Annotated in this window: 18 protein-coding genes and 13 tRNA genes; 26 read left to right on the top strand and 5 right to left on the bottom strand. The window is 27.8% G+C overall.

The window, feature by feature from the left end:
- Positions 1 to 15 precede the first annotated feature (15 nt).
- From AMYT_RS03145 to AMYT_RS03130, 5 genes are read left to right on the top strand one after another with little or no spacing between them, the layout of a single operon-like run.
- Positions 16 to 969 carry an AAA family ATPase gene (locus AMYT_RS03145; RefSeq protein WP_228197886.1) on the top strand — a complete coding sequence of 318 codons (954 nt, stop codon included), beginning with the start codon at positions 16 to 18 and terminating at the stop codon, positions 967 to 969.
- Complete coding sequence (locus AMYT_RS03140; RefSeq protein ID WP_114841104.1) at positions 970 to 1,803, top strand: DUF58 domain-containing protein; 834 nt, start codon at positions 970 to 972, stop codon at positions 1,801 to 1,803.
- Entirely contained in the window at positions 1,803 to 2,189 is a 387-nt protein-coding gene (locus AMYT_RS14915) for a hypothetical protein (protein WP_162919452.1), read from the top strand. Before AMYT_RS03140 ends, AMYT_RS14915 begins: the two co-directional genes overlap by 1 nt.
- Complete coding sequence (locus tag AMYT_RS03135; RefSeq protein ID WP_191287680.1) at positions 2,182 to 3,078, top strand: VWA domain-containing protein; 897 nt, start codon at positions 2,182 to 2,184, stop codon at positions 3,076 to 3,078. Before AMYT_RS14915 ends, AMYT_RS03135 begins: the two co-directional genes overlap by 8 nt.
- A gap of 9 nt (positions 3,079 to 3,087) precedes the next feature.
- Positions 3,088 to 3,807, top strand: a complete 720-nt coding sequence (locus AMYT_RS03130) for a hypothetical protein (protein WP_114841103.1) — start codon at positions 3,088 to 3,090, stop codon at positions 3,805 to 3,807.
- Here AMYT_RS03130 and AMYT_RS03125 read toward each other — a convergent pair.
- Genes AMYT_RS03125 through ileS form a run of 5 tightly spaced genes read right to left on the bottom strand, consistent with a single transcriptional unit; the run spans position 3,804 to position 8,783 of the window.
- Positions 3,804 to 5,087: a UDP-N-acetylmuramoyl-L-alanyl-D-glutamate--2,6-diaminopimelate ligase gene (locus tag AMYT_RS03125; protein WP_114841102.1), complete on the bottom strand. Its 1,284-nt coding sequence runs from the start codon at positions 5,085 to 5,087 to the stop codon at positions 3,804 to 3,806. The two genes, AMYT_RS03130 and AMYT_RS03125, sit on opposite strands and share 4 nt — an antisense overlap.
- Entirely contained in the window at positions 5,068 to 5,661 is a 594-nt protein-coding gene (locus tag AMYT_RS03120; protein WP_114841101.1) for a hypothetical protein, read from the bottom strand. The genes AMYT_RS03125 and AMYT_RS03120 overlap by 20 nt, the downstream gene beginning before the upstream one ends.
- Positions 5,661 to 5,939, bottom strand: coding sequence for a NifU family protein (locus AMYT_RS03115; RefSeq protein WP_114841100.1), 279 nt, complete (start codon positions 5,937 to 5,939; stop codon positions 5,661 to 5,663). Before AMYT_RS03115 ends, AMYT_RS03120 begins: the two co-directional genes overlap by 1 nt.
- A gap of 8 nt (positions 5,940 to 5,947) precedes the next feature.
- Positions 5,948 to 6,055, bottom strand: a complete 108-nt coding sequence (locus AMYT_RS15240; RefSeq protein ID WP_407657348.1) for a hypothetical protein — start codon at positions 6,053 to 6,055, stop codon at positions 5,948 to 5,950.
- A 1-nt stretch (position 6,056) separates the two neighbouring features.
- Complete coding sequence (gene ileS, locus AMYT_RS03110; RefSeq protein WP_114841099.1) at positions 6,057 to 8,783, bottom strand: isoleucine--tRNA ligase; 2,727 nt, start codon at positions 8,781 to 8,783, stop codon at positions 6,057 to 6,059.
- A 375-nt stretch (positions 8,784 to 9,158) separates the two neighbouring features.
- Between ileS and AMYT_RS03105 the strand changes: the two genes are divergently transcribed.
- The 21 genes from AMYT_RS03105 to AMYT_RS03005 all read left to right on the top strand — a co-directional run bounded on the left by AMYT_RS03105 (position 9,159) and on the right by AMYT_RS03005 (position 19,720).
- On the top strand, positions 9,159 to 10,499 hold the full coding sequence (locus AMYT_RS03105) for an FAD-dependent oxidoreductase (protein WP_114841098.1): 1,341 nt from the start codon (positions 9,159 to 9,161) through the stop codon (positions 10,497 to 10,499).
- Between the two features lie 119 nt (positions 10,500 to 10,618).
- On the top strand, positions 10,619 to 11,125 hold the full coding sequence (locus AMYT_RS03100; protein ID WP_114841097.1) for a CinA family protein: 507 nt from the start codon (positions 10,619 to 10,621) through the stop codon (positions 11,123 to 11,125).
- Between the two features lie 40 nt (positions 11,126 to 11,165).
- A tRNA-Lys gene (locus AMYT_RS03095) sits at positions 11,166 to 11,241 on the top strand.
- A 10-nt stretch (positions 11,242 to 11,251) separates the two neighbouring features.
- A tRNA-Glu gene (locus AMYT_RS03090) sits at positions 11,252 to 11,326 on the top strand.
- Positions 11,327 to 11,365: 39 nt separating this feature from the next.
- Positions 11,366 to 11,441, top strand: a tRNA-Val gene (locus tag AMYT_RS03085).
- 11 nt (positions 11,442 to 11,452) lie between these two features.
- Positions 11,453 to 11,529 (top strand) — tRNA-Asp (locus AMYT_RS03080).
- A 19-nt stretch (positions 11,530 to 11,548) separates the two neighbouring features.
- Positions 11,549 to 11,624: transfer RNA gene (locus AMYT_RS03075), tRNA-Lys, on the top strand.
- Positions 11,625 to 11,634: 10 nt separating this feature from the next.
- Positions 11,635 to 11,709, top strand: a tRNA-Glu gene (locus AMYT_RS03070).
- Between the two features lie 39 nt (positions 11,710 to 11,748).
- A tRNA-Val gene (locus tag AMYT_RS03065) sits at positions 11,749 to 11,824 on the top strand.
- Between the two features lie 11 nt (positions 11,825 to 11,835).
- Positions 11,836 to 11,912, top strand: a tRNA-Asp gene (locus AMYT_RS03060).
- Positions 11,913 to 11,931: 19 nt separating this feature from the next.
- A tRNA-Lys gene (locus AMYT_RS03055) sits at positions 11,932 to 12,007 on the top strand.
- A 10-nt stretch (positions 12,008 to 12,017) separates the two neighbouring features.
- A tRNA-Glu gene (locus AMYT_RS03050) sits at positions 12,018 to 12,092 on the top strand.
- 9 nt (positions 12,093 to 12,101) lie between these two features.
- Positions 12,102 to 12,177: transfer RNA gene (locus AMYT_RS03045), tRNA-Val, on the top strand.
- A 62-nt stretch (positions 12,178 to 12,239) separates the two neighbouring features.
- Positions 12,240 to 12,316, top strand: a tRNA-Asp gene (locus AMYT_RS03040).
- A 5-nt stretch (positions 12,317 to 12,321) separates the two neighbouring features.
- A tRNA-Glu gene (locus AMYT_RS03035) sits at positions 12,322 to 12,396 on the top strand.
- A 183-nt stretch (positions 12,397 to 12,579) separates the two neighbouring features.
- Complete coding sequence (locus AMYT_RS03030) at positions 12,580 to 14,157, top strand: sensor histidine kinase (RefSeq protein ID WP_114841096.1); 1,578 nt, start codon at positions 12,580 to 12,582, stop codon at positions 14,155 to 14,157.
- Positions 14,138 to 14,800 carry a response regulator transcription factor gene (locus AMYT_RS03025; RefSeq protein ID WP_114841095.1) on the top strand — a complete coding sequence of 221 codons (663 nt, stop codon included), beginning with the start codon at positions 14,138 to 14,140 and terminating at the stop codon, positions 14,798 to 14,800. The genes AMYT_RS03030 and AMYT_RS03025 overlap by 20 nt, the downstream gene beginning before the upstream one ends.
- 163 nt (positions 14,801 to 14,963) lie before the next feature.
- A complete protein-coding gene (locus tag AMYT_RS03020; RefSeq protein ID WP_114841094.1) occupies positions 14,964 to 15,218 on the top strand; it encodes a DUF4212 domain-containing protein in 255 nt (84 codons plus the stop codon).
- A 15-nt stretch (positions 15,219 to 15,233) separates the two neighbouring features.
- Positions 15,234 to 17,120 carry a sodium:solute symporter family protein gene (locus AMYT_RS03015; RefSeq protein WP_114841093.1) on the top strand — a complete coding sequence of 629 codons (1,887 nt, stop codon included), beginning with the start codon at positions 15,234 to 15,236 and terminating at the stop codon, positions 17,118 to 17,120.
- Positions 17,121 to 17,273: 153 nt separating this feature from the next.
- Entirely contained in the window at positions 17,274 to 19,088 is a 1,815-nt protein-coding gene (locus tag AMYT_RS03010) for a DUF294 nucleotidyltransferase-like domain-containing protein (RefSeq protein WP_114841092.1), read from the top strand.
- A complete protein-coding gene (locus tag AMYT_RS03005; protein WP_114841091.1) occupies positions 19,088 to 19,720 on the top strand; it encodes a 3'-5' exonuclease in 633 nt (210 codons plus the stop codon). The genes AMYT_RS03010 and AMYT_RS03005 overlap by 1 nt, the downstream gene beginning before the upstream one ends.
- Positions 19,721 to 19,840 lie beyond the last annotated feature (120 nt).

Here is a 19,840-nt window from a genome sequence, read left to right as displayed (position 1 = left end):
AAAAAAAGGATGACTTTGCAGTTATTTGAAAAAATAGTAGAGATTAAAAAAGAGTTGTCAAAAAAAATCATCGGTCAAGAAGAGATGATTGATGCTTTACTTATAGGTTTATTTACAAATGGACATATTCTTTTAGAAGGAGTTCCCGGACTTGCTAAAACAACTACAGTAAATGCTTTAGCAAAAGTTATTGATTTAAATTTCAAAAGGGTTCAATTTACACCTGATTTACTTCCAAGTGATATTATAGGTGCACAAATCTATGATATGAAAACAGGTGATTTTAAGATAAAAAAAGGACCAATTTTTACAAATCTTTTATTAGCTGATGAGATAAATAGAGCACCAGCAAAAGTTCAATCTGCACTTTTAGAAGTAATGCAAGAAAGACAAGTAACAATAGCTGAAAATAGTTTTAAAATAGAAGAACCATTTTTAGTTTTAGCTACTCAAAACCCAATAGAACAAGAAGGTGCTTACTCTTTACCAGAAGCTCAACTTGATAGATTTATGTTTAAAATAGTTGTATCATATAATACAAAAGAGCAAGAATATGAGATTGCAAAAATGGCTTCTTCAAATGAAAAAATTATTTTAGAAAAAATCATAGATAATGAAATTTTACAAAATATTAAAAATGAAGTTTTAAAAGTACATATAGATAAACAACTAGAAGAGTATATAGTTGATATTGTTTGTGCCACAAGAGAACCTAAAAATTATAATCTAGAAGAGATAGAAAATTTTATAGAGTTTGGAGCAAGTCCAAGGGCAACTATTGATATGTTTAAAGCAGTTAAAGCACAAGCATATATTAGGGGTTATGATTATGTAAGTCCAATAGATATTGCTCTTGTTGTTAAAAACATTTTAAGACATAGGGTTATTTTAAGCTATGAAGCTCAAGCAGATGATATAAAAGTAGAAGATGTAATACAAAAAATTTTACAAAAGATTGATATACCATAAATGAATAGTAAAATAAAAAAAATACTAATCAAAAGCAAAAAAGAAGTCTTTAGTGAGATAGTAGGAAATAACCTTTCTAAATTAAAAGGTGAAGGGTATGATTTTAGTGAACTAAAAGAGTATGAATATGGGGAAGATGTAAAAAATATTGATTGGATTATTAGTGCCAAACTTCAAAAACCATATGTAAAAGTTTTTCATGCCCAAAAAGAGTTAAATATAAATATCATTCCTATTTTAAATGGAACTGTATTTTTTGGAACAGATAAATTTAAACAAGAATTAATTTGTGAAATTTCTACTTTACTTGGCTTTAGTGCCATAAAACAAGGAGATACTTTTTCTTCTTATATTGCAAATGAAGATTTACTTTTATGTAGTAAAAAAAGTAAAAGAAATTTTAGTGTTGAGTATATGGCTGAGAAGATTTATAATTATAAAAGTATAGGCAAAAAAGTTAATTATGAATTAATAAGCAATAAAATATTTAAAACATTAAAAAGACGCTCACTTATTTTTTTAATTGGAGATTTTTTTCAAATAGAAAAACTAGATTTAAAAATATTAAGTAAAAAACATGAAGTTATAGTTATTATTGTAAGAGATTATTTTGAAGAGAATATATCTACTTTAGGAAGTGTAAATTTTAAAGATTTAGAAAAAGGTTTTGAGTTTAGAGGAGTTATTGATAAGTATTCAGTTGAAAATTATATAAAAAGTTTAAAAGAAAATGACCATAAACTTTTTGAGCATTTAAGAAAATGTAATATTGATTTTACAAAAATCTATACAAAAGAAAACCCTATTTCAAAACTAATAAGGCTAATGAAATAATGAATGAATTAAAAATAAATGATATAAAAGATTTAGTAATAATTCCTGATTATTCATTTTTTATTTATACTTTTTTATTAATAATAGCAACTTTAGCAGCTATTATAATACTTTTTTTAATAGTTAAAAAGTTTTTAAATAGAAAAAAAACAGCATATGAACTTGCAATTATAAATTTAAAAAATATTGATTTAGAAAATAGTAAAACTGCTTCATATTTAATTACTAAGTATGCAAAAGAGGTTTTAAATGATGATAGAAGCAAAAAACTATATTATGAACTTCTTGAAAGTTTAGAAAACTATAAATATAAAAAAGAGGTTTCAAAGTTTGATAAAAAAACTTTAGAACAATTTAGAAGATTTATGGATAGTTTAGATGTATAGTTTTGAATATCCTTATATTTTTTTACTTTTAATACCTTTTTTTCTATGTTTTAAATATTGTAAAGCAAAAGAGGCAAGTTTTTATTTTCCCCATTTGTTTTTAATACAAAAAAGTGTTTTAAAAACTACTGCTTTTATTGAAATACTTAAGTATTTAGTAGTTATTTTTGCTATAACTGCTTTAGCTTCACCTATTAAAATAAAAGATATTCAATATATAAAAAATGATGGAATTGATATTGTTTTAGCTTTAGATACTAGTGAATCTATGAGTGCAAGAGGTTTTAATAAATTTGATTTAAAACAAAATAGATTTGATGTGGTAAAACAATTGGTATCTGATTTTATGGAAAAAAGAGTAAATGATAATATAGCTTTAGTAGTTTTTGGAAATAGTTCTATGATAGCTTCAACTTTAAGCTTTGATAAAGAGGCTCAAAAGGAGATTTTATCATATTTGGATATTGGAGTAATTGGACCAAAAACTGCATTATTTGACTCCCTTGCTACTAGTGCAAAAATTTTAAAAAACTCAAAAGCAAAAAGTAAAGTTATTATACTTTTAAGTGATGGAGAAGATACTGCAAGTAAAATTCCCCTTGAAGTTGTTTTAAAACTTTTAAAAAAATATAATATAAAAGTTTATACTATTGGAATAAATAGTGAAAATAGATATGTATTAGACAAAATAGCAAAAGATTCAAATGCAAAATATTTTAATGCTAATACAAAAGAGGATTTAATGGAAGTTTATAATCAAATTAATGAATTAGAAAAATCTAAAATAGAAAAAAATAAAATTGTATTAAAAGAATATTTATATTTTTACCCTCTTTTTATAGCAACAATAATTTTGATTTTATTAATATATTTAAAAAATAAGGAATAAACTTAACTGATGCAAGATAATCAAAAAGAAGAATTAAAAAAAATCTTACAAAAAAGTATGTCACAAGAAGAAATTCATGAAAAATTAGTTGAACAAAAACTAAAAATAGAAGAAAAAAAACAAGAAAAAACAAAACAAAAAAAGATTTTTTATATTTTATTTACTTTATTGATTATGTTTTTAGTAGTTGCAATTACTTATTATTTTGTTTTAAATAGCCAAAAAATCAAAAACTATGAAGAAAAAGTACAAATAATAAATAATCCTAAAAAAATAGAAATACAAAAAGAACCTAAAGTTGAAGAAAAAATTATATTAAAAGAAGTAATTGTAGAAAAACAAATACCAATTACAAAAGAGAAATTTAAAGAAATTTTTCTATCAAAAAACTTTAATTTAGCAAAATGTTATGATTATAAAGTTTTTCAAATAAAACTAGATAATAGTTGCAAAGATAATTTAAAAGAGTTTTTACTTAATAATACTCAAGCTTTAAGATTTGAAATAATTGCAGTTATTAATAATGAAGATATAAAAAAAGCAACAGTATTATCAAATGATAAAACACTTCAAGAATATATTTTAAAAGGTATGGCAAGACATAGAGTTTTAGAAGTTAGTTGGTATACAAAAGAGGTTTTAGGAAATGAGATTTTATTAACGCCTGTAAACTACTACTTAAGTTCAAAAAAACAAAATAAAGGAGTGATGATTAAAGCATATTATTAAATATGCTTTAACACCTCATCTTTATCCACTAAAGGAAATTTCTTATCATATATTATTTGATAAGGTTCATCTCCTTTACCTAAGATTAATAAAACACTATTTTCATTCTCTTTTGCAAGTTCAATTGATTTTTTAATAGCTTCTTTTCTATTTACTTCAATAGTAAGATTATTTTTATTTGGTATTCCTTGACAAATATCTTCAATAATTAAATCTGGGTCTTCAAATCTAGGATTATCTGAAGTTACTATTATATGCTTTGCATATTTTGCTGCTATTTGTCCCATAAGAGGTCTTTTCTCTTTATCTCTATTTCCTCCAGCACCAAAAACAGTAATAATATCTTTATGATTAAAGCTTTCATAAACCTCTTTCATACCATCAGGAGTATGGGCAAAATCAATTATTATTAAAGGATTTGTACAAACTATTTCCATTCTTCCACTAACACCTGCAAAATTTTCAACAGCTTCACATATCTCATCTAAAGAGTTATTAGTAGTTAAATGTACACTAGCAATTGCTGCTAAGAGATTATAAATATTAAATATTCCCATCATTGAAGAAGAAAAAGAGTGCATTTTTTCAATATTTGAAAACATTACATGCATACCATTTTTAAAAGAGTATGCTCCAACTTTATATGTTGAAGGATTATCTAATGAATAAGTATATGCATTTTTAGTATTAAACTTTACTATTTTATCATCTTTATTTAGTAGCTTCTTACTCTCATCATTAAAAAAAGAGTTTTTAACATTTATATACTCTTCAATTGTCTTATGATAATCCAAATGGTCTCTTGTAATATTTGTATGAACTTTTAATTCAAACTCTAAGCCCTCTATTCTTTTTTGCTCAATTGCATGAGAACTTACTTCCATTACAAAAAATTCACATCTTTCATCTATTGCTTTTTGAATATGCGCAAAATTTGATAATTGTACAGGAGTAGTTAAAGTATATTCTTCAACTCTTTTATCATTTATAAAAAAACCTCTTGTACCTTGAAGTGCTACTTTATACCCTAAATCTAATAAAATAGAATAAATAGCTGCACTTGTGGTAGTTTTTCCATTTGTTCCTGTAATCCCTATTATTTTAATTGAAGAAAAATCAACATACTCTTTTAATTTATAAGAAGGTATTAGTTGCGTACAACCATTTGCTTTTGCATCTTCACAAAATTTTTCATTTTGTAAAGAATAGACAAAAGCTACCTCGTTATTTGCTTCTTTTGAATTATCTGTAAATTTTTTATTATTTATGATTATTTGCAATTTTAGTCTCTTCTAGTTTTTTATAAAGTTCTTCTATTTTTTTATCATAGGCAAAATATTCATTAAAGCCATCAAGATAACTATAAGCTGTTGTGCTAAAGCCATTATCAATTAAATTTGATACAAAATCAAAAAAATCTTCTTTTGATTCAATTGCAACTTTTGTAGAAAACATAATATCTTCAAAAGCAACTCTAAAAGAACCTCTTGATTGTACAAGCTTTTTAAAATCTTCATATTTTATGGCATCTAAGGAATCAACTGTAGAATCTGTAATATCTTTTAAGATATTCATCATTTTATTAACATCACCATCATATGCTTTTATAAGATTTTCAACATATGCTATTGCAGCTTGAACATCTTCATTAACTGCAACTGAAAAATAGTCATATAAAGATAAAGCTTTTACTTCATCTTCACTTGCAATATCACAAAAAACAGCATACACTTCATACTCTTTTTTTTGTGGAAATAAAGAAGATAATTGTGAATATATAAATAATGCTTTATCATACTGTTTATCTAAAAAATATGAATTTGCCTCATTTAATAATCTACTCTCATTTATCATTAAAGTTCCTCTAAACTATTTTCCATACCTTGTGGTACATTTACTATAATTAATTCAGGATGTATAGCAGCTTTTAACTCTTTTTCTACTACATATTTTAAAGTACTACCACTTGCACTACATCCAACACATGCACCTTGCAATTGTATATATACTTTACCATTAATTATATCTATTAAAGAGATAGCTCCCCCATCTTGTGCTAACATAGGTGCTATTTTATTCTCTATTATTGTTGAAACAGGAAGTTTTAGATCTTCATCTGAAAAGGGCATCATTACTAAATTTACCTCTTTGCTTTTTTATTTACAAGAAATATTCCAATAGCAGTAAAAGCTAAAATTACTGCTATTGTTTTAAATATAAAAGATAGTGTTATGGCTTCTTCAAACATCTTAAGCCATCACTCTTTCACATCTTGAACATAAACACTCTTCTTTAGAAGCTTTAAACTTCCAACATCTAGGACATTTATGTTCACTAACTTTACAAACCTCGAATTTTTTTGAATCAACTTCAAAAGATACTAAAACTTCTAAATTTTCTTCATTGGCAATTTTACTTACTAAGAAGAAATCCTCAGCTTCAGTTCTATCTAAAGATAAAATATCTTCACTATTTGTAACTATTGCTAATTCTAGTGTAGATTTAATTATTTTATCTTTTTTAAGTGTATCAATAGCTTCAGAAAATTTTTCTTTAGCTTTTAATAAATGTTCTTCGTTAAGATTACTTTCAACTTCAACTAATTTTGTATCTTCAATATCAAAAATATCTTTTGCATCACCTTTTATAAATGAAGGTGCAAACTCCAATAGCTCATCCATTGTATAAGTTAAAATACAAGCAAGAGTTGAAATTAACTTTTTAGCAATTAATGCCATTGCACTTTGAGAACTTCTTCTATGAAGATCATTTTTATCATCACAATATAATCTATCTTTACAAACATCTAAATAAATACCTGATAAATCAACAACTAAAAAGTTATTTAATTTATTTAATCCTTTAGAAAATTCATATTGTGCAAAAGAGTTTTCAATTTCAGTAAATACTTTTTTAGCTTTTGCTAATATCCATTTATCTAAAATTCCCATTTTTTCAACAGCTAAAACTTCATCTAAATCATCAATATTTGCAAGTAAAAATCTTGCAGTGTTTCTAATCTTTCTATAAAGTTCTGCATTTTGTTTTAAAATATTATCAGAAATTTTTAAATCACTTTGATAATCACTCATTGCAACCCATAGTCTTAAAATTTCACTTCCATATTGTTTCATTACCTTATCAGGAGCAACAACATTTCCTTTTGACTTAGACATTTTTTCACCTTTTTCATCAACAGTGAAGCCATGTGTTAAAATCGATTTAAAAGGAGCTACTTCATTTGATGCTAAAGTTGTCAATAATGATGATTGGAACCAACCTCTATGTTGATCACTTCCTTCTAAATACATATCAGCAGGAAATGTTCCTGCGTCATAGTTTCTACTTCTTAATACTGCATTTTGTGTAGAACCTGAATCAAACCAAACATCTAAAATATCCATAGTTTTTTCTAAATCTTCTGGATTTAAACCGCTTCCTGGATATAATAACTCTTCAATTGGTAAGTCATACCAAGCATCACAACCTTTTTGTTCAAAAATCATAGCTGTATAGTTTAATACTTTTTCATCAAAAATTATTTCATCAGTTTTTTTATTTCTAAAAAATGCAATTGGAACTCCCCAATCTCTTTGTCTTGAAATACACCAATCTGGTCGTCCTTCTAACATTGCTCTTAATCTATTTCTACCCCATTCAGGATAAAATTTAATATTTTCAACAACTTCTAAAGCATTTTCTCTTAATGTTTTATCTTTTTGTCCATATTTATCATCAATTGAGATAAACCATTGTTTAGTTGCTCTAAAAATAATAGGTTTATGAGTTCTCCAACAATGTGGATAAGAGTGAGTTATATCTGTTCTTTTTAATAAAGCCTCACCTAACTCTTCTAAAATAAAATCATTTGCTTTAAATACATGAACACCAAGATATTTATCAGTATCTTTAAATAGTTTTTCTCTAACTATTGTTTGATCATATTTACCCTCAGCATCAACAGGCATAATTACTTCTAAACCATATTTTAAACCAACTTTATAGTCATCTTCCCCATGTCCTGGTGCTGTGTGTACTGCTCCTGTACCTGCATCCATCTCAACATGTTCACCTAAAACAATTTTTGAAGTTCTTCCATTTAGTGGATTTATTGCATTTGTATTTTCAAGTTCAGTTGGGTTAATTGAACCAACAACCGTACCACTAATTACTTCATTTTCAATTAGTGAATTGTAAAGTTTTTTAGCAACAATAAATTTATCACTTGTTATTACATACTCTTCTTCACCATTTAATGCTATTCCTGTATTTGCAGGAAGTGTCCAAGGAGTAGTCGTCCAAATAATTACACTTGCATCAAGTGTTTCATGTTTAAAAGCAACATATATTGAAGGAGAAACTTTATTTTCATATTCAACCTCTGCCTCAGCAAGTGCAGTTTGTGCTGCCCAAGACCAATATACAGGTTTACTTCTTTGAACTAAAAGCCCTTGCTTTGCAATTGCACATAATTCTCTATAAATATTTGCTTCAAATTTAAAATCCATTGTTAAATAAGGGTTATCCCAATCCCCTATTACACCTAATTGTTTAAATTCATCCCTTTGAATATCAATAAACTTGCTTGCATGTTCTCTACATAATTCTCTAATTTTTGATTTTGGTAACTCTTTTTTCTTTGATGTTCCAATTTTTTCTTCAACTTTTTGCTCAATTGGTAGTCCATGGCAATCCCATCCCGGAACATATCTAACTGATTTTCCATTAAAATAGTGGTACTTAACAATAATATCTTTTAAAATTTTATTTAATGCATGACCTATATGAATATGCCCATTTGCATATGGTGGTCCATCATGAAGAGTAAAACTTGGTTTGTTTTCTCTATTTTTTTTCATTTTATCATAAACTCTTTTTTCATCCCACGCTGAGTATCTTATTGGCTCATTTTGCGGTAAATTCCCTCTCATTGGGAAGTCTGTTTTTGGAAGCAATAAACTATCTTTATAATCCATATCTGTACTACCTTCGATTTCTTAGTATTATCTTATTAAAGTCATAGATTATATCCAAGATTATGTAAAAACTCTTTTAATTAACTATTTTTTTTAGTTTTATAATTTTAAATTATTATTTTTAGTTAAGTTTTTCTTATAATTATATATTTTGAACAATTTTAAGACAAATATTATAGTTTGCTGAGACGGAAGTAACCATTTTGAAACATAATGTACAATTGTTGTACAGTACATAATAAAACAAATTTGTTATAATGTTACCAAAGAGGATATTTTATACTAATCATGTACAATATTTTTTATTTTTATACAAAAAATAATCTATTTGTGATAATATCCTTTATATTTTAAAACTTGATGGGGATTGTAAATATGAACGAGAAACATTATGAAGTAGTTATTGTCGGTGGAGGTATTTCTGGTGCCGCTTTATTCTATGAACTTGCTAAGTATACAAATGTAAAAAGCCTTTGTATGTTAGAAAAATATGAAGATTTAGCAACATTGAATACTAAAGGAACTAGTAACTCTCAAACTATCCATGTGGGAGATATTGAAACAAACTATACTTTAGAAAAAGCAAAAATAACAAAAAGAACTGCAAAGATGGTTGAAAAATTTTGTCTTCAATATGGACTTGAAGATAAAGTTATGTTTAAACATCAAAAAATGGCTTTAGGTGTAGGTGAAAAAGAAGTTGAATTTATTAAAAATAGATATAATGAATTTAAAACTATTTTCCCTTATTTAGAGTTATGGGATAAAGAAGACTTAAAAGTATTAGAACCAAAATTAGTATATTTAGAAGATGGAAGTGAAAGACCTGAACCAATTATTGCAATGGGGGCTAAAGATCAATATACAACTGTTGATTTTGGAGCTATGACTAAAGAATTAGCAAAAGCTGCACAATCATGTGAAGATGTTGTTACTGATATTTTCTTTAATTCTGAAGTTGATGAAATAGAAAAAGTTGGAGATAAATTTAAATTAACTACTACTGCTGGAACTGTATTTACAGCAGATTTTGTTGTTGTAGATGCAGGTGCTCACTCATTATATTTAGCACACAAAATGGGATATGGTAAGCATATGGGATGCCTTCCAATGGCTGGAAGTTTCTATATTACTGGTGGTGAATTCTTAAATGGTAAAGTTTATATGGTACAAAATGATAAATTACCATTTGCAGCATTACACGGAGACCCAGATATTTTAGCAGATGGGAAAACAAGATTTGGACCAACTGCACTTATGCTTCCAAAACTTGAAAGATATAAACCAGGAACATATATTGACTTCTTTAAAACATTAAACTTTGATGGAAATATTGTTAAAATTTTCTGGGATTTATTAAAAGATAGTGAAATTAGAAACTATGTATTAAGAAACTTTTTATTTGAAGTTCCAGGACTAAATAAAAAATTATTTGTTAAAGATGCAAGAAAAATCGTTCCATCATTAAAAGAAGAAGATATAGAGTATGCAAAAGGATTTGGAGGAGTTAGACCACAAGTTCTAAATAAAGATGAACAAAAATTAATGTTAGGGGAAGCATCAATAAACCCAGGTACAGGGATAATTTTTAATATGACTCCATCTCCTGGTGCTACTTCTTGTTTAGGAAATGCAGAAAGAGATATTAAAATTGTTGCTGATTATTTAAATTTAGAATTTAATGAAAAACAATTTTTAGAAGATTTAACTGAATAGTATAACTACTTAATAATATATATAGTATGAAAATTTCATACTATATATACTCCATCACAAATACAAATTTAAATCAAATTATACTAATATAATAATATCATTATATAAAGGTATAAATTATGTATGAAAGCATCTTTGACTTAGCAGATATGATAAAACTTCAAGAACTTCTAAGAATTAATAATAAATCAATAACAACAGCAGAAAGTTGTACAGGTGGATTAATTGCATCAATGATAACAGAAATTTCTGGCTCATCAGATATATTTAATGGTTCAATTGTTTCATACTCAAATGAAGTAAAAATGAAAGAATTAAATGTAAAAAAAGAAAATTTAGATAATTATGGTGCAGTAAGTATTCAAGTAGTTGAAGATATGCTAAAAGGTTCAATGGAAAAATTCAATGCAGATTATGCAATTGCTACAAGTGGAATTGCAGGACCAACAGGAGCTACAAAAAATAAACCAGTTGGTACAGTAGTAATTGGAGTTGCATCAAGAAATGGCCTTAAAAATGTGGAAGTTTATCACTTTAATGGTAACCGAAAAGAGGTTCAAATACAAGCTGCAAAATATGCTTTTCAAAAATTTTCAAATTTTTTCCAAAAAACTCTTGACAAATGATTTATTTTTTTATATAATTCCACTCCATTTTAAGTAAGACGATCCGTTAGCTCAGCCGGTAGAGCATCTCCCTTTTAAGGAGGTGGCCGAAGGTTCGAATCCTTCACGGATCACCACTTTTAAAGTGGCCCCTTCATCTAGCGGTTAGGATTCAAGGTTTTCATCCTTGCCACAGGAGTTCGAATCTCCTAGGGGTCACCAAATATTCCTTAGTCTTTTGACTTTGGTTTATATTTTTTAGGTCGATTAGCTCAGTTGGTAGAGCGCTACCCTTACAAGGTAGATGTCAGAAGTTCGAGTCTTCTATCGACCACCATTATAAAAGGTGCGGCCGTAGTTTAGTTGGTTAGAATGCCTGCCTGTCACGCAGGAGGTCGCGAGTTCGAGTCTCGTCGGCCGCGCCACTTATATATTGTTAAAATTGATCCGTTAGCTCAGCCGGTAGAGCATCTCCCTTTTAAGGAGGTGGCCGAAGGTTCGAATCCTTCACGGATCACCACTTTTAAAGTGGCCCCTTCATCTAGCGGTTAGGATTCAAGGTTTTCATCCTTGCCACAGGAGTTCGAATCTCCTAGGGGTCACCAAATATTCCTTAGTCTTTTGACTTTGGTTTATATTTTTTAGGTCGATTAGCTCAGTTGGTAGAGCGCTACCCTTACAAGGTAGATGTCAGAAGTTCGAGTCTTCTATCGACCACCATTATAAAAGGTGCGGCCGTAGTTTAGTTGGTTAGAATGCCTGCCTGTCACGCAGGAGGTCGCGAGTTCGAGTCTCGTCGGCCGCGCCACTTATATATTGTTAAAATTGATCCGTTAGCTCAGCCGGTAGAGCATCTCCCTTTTAAGGAGGTGGCCGAAGGTTCGAATCCTTCACGGATCACCACTTTTAAAGTGGCCCCTTCATCTAGCGGTTAGGATTCAAGGTTTTCATCCTTGCCACAGGAGTTCGAATCTCCTAGGGGTCACCAACTTCTTAAGGTCGATTAGCTCAGTTGGTAGAGCGCTACCCTTACAAGGTAGATGTCAGAAGTTCGAGTCTTCTATCGACCACCATAATCCTAAGCTTAAACAATCTTTGTTTGAATTAGTATTATAAATCCATTTTCATTTTTTTTGCAGCTGTAGTTTAGTTGGTTAGAATGCCTGCCTGTCACGCAGGAGGTCGCGAGTTCGAGTCTCGTCAGCTGCGCCACCATTGGCCCCTTCATCTAGCGGTTAGGATTCAAGGTTTTCATCCTTGCCACAGGAGTTCGAATCTCCTAGGGGTCACCAAACTTTATAACTTTATTTTAAATATAAACTCCTATAAAATTTAATCTAAAAACTAATAATTACTTAAAAATTGCAAACCATTGAAACACCTTTTTAAATCTTATTTTATTTAATGGATAATCATTTATTATTTAATTAAAAATAGGCTATTATTTGTAACTTAACCTTAATTAAGGATTTATATTGATAAAAGCAAAATCTCTGTATCAATTGATTGTTTATAGTATTTTATTTATTCTTGTACTTATTTCATTTTTTACACTTATTATAATTGATAATACTTTTGAAGAGTTTCAAGAAAAAATTAACATAATTAAAAATAATTATACAAATAAACAAAGAGATATAATTAAACAAGATATTGAAAATACTCTAAAATTTATAAAGTTTTATCATGATAAATATAAAGATATTAAAGATGAAAAAATAATTCAACAAGAGATTCTTGAAGCAATTCATAAAATGAAAAATCAAAAAGATTTAGATGATTATACTTTTATTTACAAGTTTGATGGAACTTCTTTATATTATCCTGTGGGAAAAGCTGGTAGAAATCTATATCAATATACAGATAATAATGGGGTAGAAGTTATTAAAGATTTAATAAAAGTATCATTAAAAAATGAAGGTGGATATGTTGAATATCTTTGGTATAAACCTAATATAAAAAGAGAAGCAAAAAAAATCTCTTATGCTATGTCATATAAACCTTGGAATTGGACAATAGGAAAAGGAGTATATTTAGATAAAATTAATAAACTTGTAAGAGAAAAAGAAAAAGAGTATGATGAAAAAATCTCAAACTCTACTTTACAAGTAACTTCCCTTACAATTATGTTAGTTTTATACTCTATTTTTATTTATAAAAATGCAACCATATTAATTGCAAATGAAGTAAGAGAGATTGGGAATTACTTTAAAAAATCTCAAAATGATGATAATCCAATAAACCAAGATAAAATTTTATTTTCTGAATTTAGAACTATTGTTAATTATGCCAATGAAGCATTAACAAATATAAAATATAAAAAACATTTATTAGAAGATATAAATAAAAATCTTGAATCAAAAGTGCAAGAAAAAACAAAAGAACTAACAAATTTAGTAGAATCACAAAAACAGTTTTTAAAAAATTCTGTACATGAGATAAATACTCCCCTTGCAATAATTCAAACAAATATTGATTTACTTAAAAGAAGTGTAAATGACAATAAATATGTTACAAATATAGAATCAGGTGCAAAGATTATTCAATATATTTATGATGATTTATCATATATGATTAAAAAAGATAGAGTTGAATATAAAAAGGAGTATTTAAACTTTTCAAATATCCTAAGACTTAGAATTGAATTTTTTGAAGAGATAGCAAAATCTAACTCTTTATTTTTTGTATCAAATATAAATGAAGATATTTATATAAAATTTAATAAAACAGAATTACAAAGAATAATTGATAATAATATTTCAAATGCTATAAAATATTCTTACGCAAAATCTCCAATATATATCAAACTAGACTATATAGATGATGATTTTGTTGAATTTCAAATAAAAACTGCTTCTGAACAAATTGATAAGAAAAATAAAATTTTTGACGATTTTTATAGGGAAAATAATGCACGAGGAGGATTTGGATTGGGCTTAAAAATAGTAAAAGAGATTTGTGATAAAAACTTTGTTATAATCAAGCTAGATTCAAATGAACAAGAGACAAAATTTACTTATAGGTTTAATATAAATGAAAATACTACTTCTTGAAGATGAATTAATGCTTAATAATGCAATAAGTGAATACTTAAGAGATATTGGGCATATGGTTGAGAGTTTTACAGATGGTTTGCAAGTTCTTGAAAATATTAACTCATCTTTTGATTTATTAATATTAGATATTAATGTTCCAAAACTAGATGGATTTGAAATACTTGAAGAATTAAATAGAAAGAAAATCTATATTCCTACTATTTATATAAGTGCTTTAGTTGATATTGAAGATATTACAAAAGCATATAATTTAGGATGTAGAGAGTATATTAAAAAACCTTTTCATCTTGGAGAATTAGGAATTAAAATAAACCAAATTCTAAGAAAAGATCAAAAAAATACTTCACATATGAGATTTAGCGAGCATTATTCTTATTCTAAAGATACTCAAACCCTGTATTTTAATGGTGAACCTCAAACTTTAACAAAAAAACAATCCGAAATTATTCATATTTTAGCACTAAATATTAATATGATAGTTGATTTTGAGCGATTTAGAGTTGATATTTGGGGAGGAGAGAATATTGATAATCCTACAATTAGAGCAGAAATTTCTAGGTTAAAAAAAGCACTAAAAGAGGATTTTATTAAAAATATTAGAGGCTTAGGATATAAAATCGACAGATTTTACTCTGTATAAAGTACCGTTATACGGTACTTCTTCACTACTTTCAAAAATTTTTTCTTATTTTTTTTACTTTTTTTTTCAATTGCTACCCTTTTGCTATCAACGACTATTATACTTACATTGTTGGATGACTAAACAATTTATTTGTTAAAACAAATTTATGAAGGAGAAGAACATGAGTCCAGAAAAAGCTCAAGCTTATTGGAAAGAAAATATAACTACTATTTTAAAACTTTTAGTGGTTTGGTTTATCGTTTCTTTTGGTTGTGGAATTATTTTTATTAATGAACTTAATGCAATCGAAATAAGTGGTGTTAAGTTAGGATTTTGGTTCGCACAACAAGGTGCAATATATGTATTTGTTATCTTAATTTTTGTTTATGTAAACTTAATGACAAAAATTGATGAGAAATATGGTGTAAACGAATAGAAAGGAGAGCGGGTTATGGAATTACAATCATTAATTTATCTATTCGTAGGTATTTCTTTTGCAATATACATTGGTATTGCATTATGGGCAAAAGCAGGTTCAACTAAAGATTTCTATGTTGCTGGTGGAGGGGTTCACCCAGTAGCAAATGGTATGGCGACAGCTGCTGATTGGATGAGTGCAGCTTCATTTATCTCTATGGCAGGTATTATTGCATTTATCGGGAGTGATGCGAGTGCTTACTTAATGGGATGGACAGGTGGATACGTTCTATTAGCTATGCTATTAGCTCCATATTTAAGAAAATTTGGAAAGTTTACAGTTCCTGATTTCGTGGGTGATAGATATTACTCAGATGTGGCTAGAACAGTAGCTGTTATTTCAGTTATCTTTATTTCTTTTACATACGTTGCTGGACAAATGAGAGGTGTTGGTATCGTATTTGCTAGATTTTTACAAGTGGATGTAAACACAGGTGTTATAATCGGTATGGTTATTGTATTCTTCTATTCTGTTCTTGGTGGTATGAAAGGTATTACATATACTCAAGTTGCTCAATATGTAGTTATGATTTTTGCATATACTATTCCAGCAATTTTCTTATCATTACAAGTTACAGATACGTTTTTACCACAATTAGGTATTTTTGGACAAACTACTTTTGCATTTGATGATGGTGTAAAAGTTATACCTGAAGGCACATATTTACTGCATGCCCTAGATTCTGCTATTACAGATTTAGGTTTTGGTGCATATACTGAGCCAGGAAACTTATGGAATATGTTTATGTTAACAACTGCATTAATGTTAGGTACAGCAGGACTACCTCACGTTATTGTTAGATTCTTTACAGTTCCAACAGTTAAAGATGCAAGAATTTCTGCTGGATATGCATTAATATTCATTGCTATTATGTATACTTCTGCATCAGCAGTTGCAGCATTCTCAAGAGTTAACTTAATTAAAAATGTTCAAAATGTTGAATATAAAGCTTTCGTTAATGGTGAATTAACTCACGCTGATGGAAGTAAAAATGATGGTAACTGGTTTAAAACTTGGGAGCATGGTGGATTATTAGCATGGAATGATAGAAATGGTGATGGTAAAATCCAATATGCAGCAGGTACAGCATTTAATGGTAAACCAGCATTTGATGGAGAAAAAACAGCTCCAGATGGTCATAGAGTTACTACAAATGGTAAAGGTGCACCAACAGCTGAAGAATTAGCTAAAAATAATGGTATTGCAAATGAATTATATGTTGATAGAGATATCATGGTTCTTGCAAACCCAGAAATTGCAAACTTACCAAATTGGGTAATTGCATTTATCGCAGCGGGGGGGCTTGCAGCAGCATTATCAACAGCAGCAGGTTTATTACTTGTAATTGCATCAGCAATCTCACATGACTTAATGGGACAAGTAATCTTTAAAGATAAAGAGACTGGTAAGTCTAAATTAAATGAAAAATCTGAGTTAATGTGGGCAAGAATCTCAGCAGTAGTTGCGATTTGTGTTGCAGGATATTTAGGAGTTAATCCTCCAGGTTTCGTTGCACAAGTTGTTGCTTTTGCATTTGGATTAGCAGCAGCAGCATTCTTCCCTACAATTATCCTTGGGGTATTTGATAAAAGAATGAATAAAGAAGGGGCAATTGCTGGTATCTTAACTGGTTTAATCTTTACATTCGGATACATTGTGTACTTTGTATTCTTAGGTGGGGACAAAGCAGATTATTTCTTAGGAATAGCACCAACAGGTATTGGAACAGTAGGTACAATTTTACACTTAATAGTAGCATTTGTTGTATCTAGAATGACTCCAGAACCACCTGCACATGTACAAGAAATTGTTGAGAACATCAGAATTCCATCTGGTGCTGGTGCAGCGGTAGATCACTAAAAATATAATTAAACTATAAAAAAGTCAACTTTTGTTGGCTTTTTATAGCTCTCTTTTATGCTAATCTTAGTATAATCGCAATACTTTTTATATCATAGCGCGAAGTGGTATAAAAAGTTTTGGCATACAAGAGTGCTAGAAAAAGGAAAAATTATGAGTCTTCGCGATCAAAAAGCCTTCTTATCAAATATTCATCCCTTTGAAGTTTTAGATGAAAAGCAGATGGATAAATGTATTAATCATATGGATATAGCATATTATCCAAAAGATTCAACACTTATAAACCCTGAAAATATTCCAAATTACTTTTTTATAATTATAAAAGGAATTGTTCACGAATATAAAGATGAGGAATTAGTAATGGATTATCACCATGAGGATTCATTTGATGCTAACTCTTTAATTTATGGGGAATCAAAAAGCACATTTAAAGTTTATGAAGATTTAATTTGTTATGAATTAGAAAAAAAAATCTTTTTAGAACTAATTGAAGAAAATAGTGAATTTAAAAACTTCTTTTTAAATAATCTAGTAAATAAAATCCAAACACTTAAAAATAAAGAATATACTTCTGAATTATCTTCTTTTATGATTTCAAGAGTTGAAGATACTTTAATTCATGAAGCATGTATAGTTGAAAAAAATACTAAACTAACAGATGCAATTGCAAAATCTATTGAATATAAAACTTCCACAATAATAGTAAAAAAAGATAATGAGTATGGAATTATTACTGATTCACTTTTAAAAATGAAAGTTTTACTTGAAGGAAGAGATTTAAATATTTTTGTTGAAGATATAGCAATTTTCCCACTTTTAACTGTTCATAATGATGATTATTTATTTGAAGCTTTAACACTTTTAATTAAAAAAGGTATTAAAAGAGTTGGTGTAACTAATAGTAGCAATGAGTTAATAGGTATTTTAGAACAACTTGATGTTTTATCACACTTTGCAAACCATACTTATGTGGTAGATACTCAAATAAAAAAAGCAAAAACTATTGAAGAATTAAAACTTGCAAGTAGTGATTTAATCAATATAATTAGAACACTTAATGCAAAAGGCGTAAAAGTAAATCATATTTCAAATTTAATTGGTCAATTAAATACAAAAGTATATAAAAAACTTTACCAACTAATAGTTCCACCTGAACTTCAAAAAAATGCTTGTTTTATAGTAATGGGAAGTGAAGGAAGAAATGAGCAAATAGTAAAAACAGACCAAGATAATGCATTGGTTATAAAAGATGGGATAGAAGTAGAACAATATAGACCATATATGCAAAAAATGACAGAAACTTTAATAAATTTTGGTTATCCTCGTTGTGAAGGCAATATTATGGTATCAAATCCTTTTTGGTGTAAAAATGTAAAAGATTACCAAAATGAAACTGCAAGATGGATAGAAGCTCCAGATATGCAAAACTATATGGATTTAGCAATTTTCTTTGACTCTTTTGCAGTTGCTGGAGATAAAGATTTATTAATTAATTTAAAAGATAATTTATTTAATAAATTGCATGATAAAGATGTATTTATGGCATATTTTGCAAAAGCAACTTTAACTTTTGATACTCCAACAACAGTTGCAAGTTTTATGACAAAAACTCATAATATTGATATTAAAAAAGTAGGGATTTTCCCAATTGTTCAAGGTATTAGAAGTTTAGCATTAAGGGAAAAGATTAGAGAAACAACGACAGTAAAAAGAATCAAAATTTTACAAGATAAAAAAATTTTAGAAAATGATATGGCAAATGAGCTTATAGAGGCTTTTGATGTTTTATGTACTTTAAGATTAAAAGCTCAATTAGAACAAATTTTAAATAAGCAAAAAATTAATAATGAAGTTGATACTCATAGCTTAGGAAAAATAGAAAGAGACCTTTTAAAAGATAGTTTAAAAATTGTAATTGCTTTTAAAAAATTTATTGTATATACCTTTAAAATAGATAAGATTTCATAATGTTTAAAAATATAATTAGAAAATTTCAAATTAGTAGATTAAAAGATAAAAACTTTTTATATCTTTTTGACGAAGCCCCTAAAAATGAATATATCTGTTTAGATTGTGAAACAACAGGCTTAAATCCTAGAAAAGATGAGATTATCTCTATTGGTGCTGTTATGATAAAAGATAATAAAGTAATAATGAGAAAAAACTTTAATATTTTTTTAAAACCCTCTTCTAAAGTAAATGCTGAATCAATTAAAATTCATCAAATTAGACCTATTGATTTGCAAAATGCAACTGAACCTAAAGTTGCTATTTATAAGCTTTTAGAGTTTATAGGTTCAAGACCAATTATAGGTTATTATATAAAATTTGATATAGCAATAATATCAAAATATACAAAACAATATATAGGAATAAAACTTCCAAATGAGAGTATTGAAGTCTCTTCAATGTATTATAAAACAAAAAAACGTTCAAGTGAATATGAATTTGTTGATTTAAAATTCGATACAATAATGAAAAATTTGGATATTCCAGAACTTGGAAAACATGATGCACTTAATGATGCAATTATGACAGCAATGATTTTTCTAAAATTAAAAGATAAAACTCCAGCTAAAACAACTTTTTATACAAATTAACGAATTTACTCCAAAATACACAACTTTTAAATATCCGTTACAAAAAGTTACTTTAGTATCTTCCTAGAATTAAATTAGACTTAAACTGTCACTTTTCACTAGAACAAAAGAAGTTTTGTG

This window comes from Malaciobacter mytili LMG 24559 (genome assembly GCF_003346775.1).
In the GTDB taxonomy this organism is placed as follows: Bacteria; Campylobacterota; Campylobacteria; order Campylobacterales; family Arcobacteraceae; genus Malaciobacter; species Malaciobacter mytili.
The sequence above is the reverse complement of the archived record's forward strand: the minus strand, read 5'-3'. Positions and strand labels throughout refer to the sequence as shown.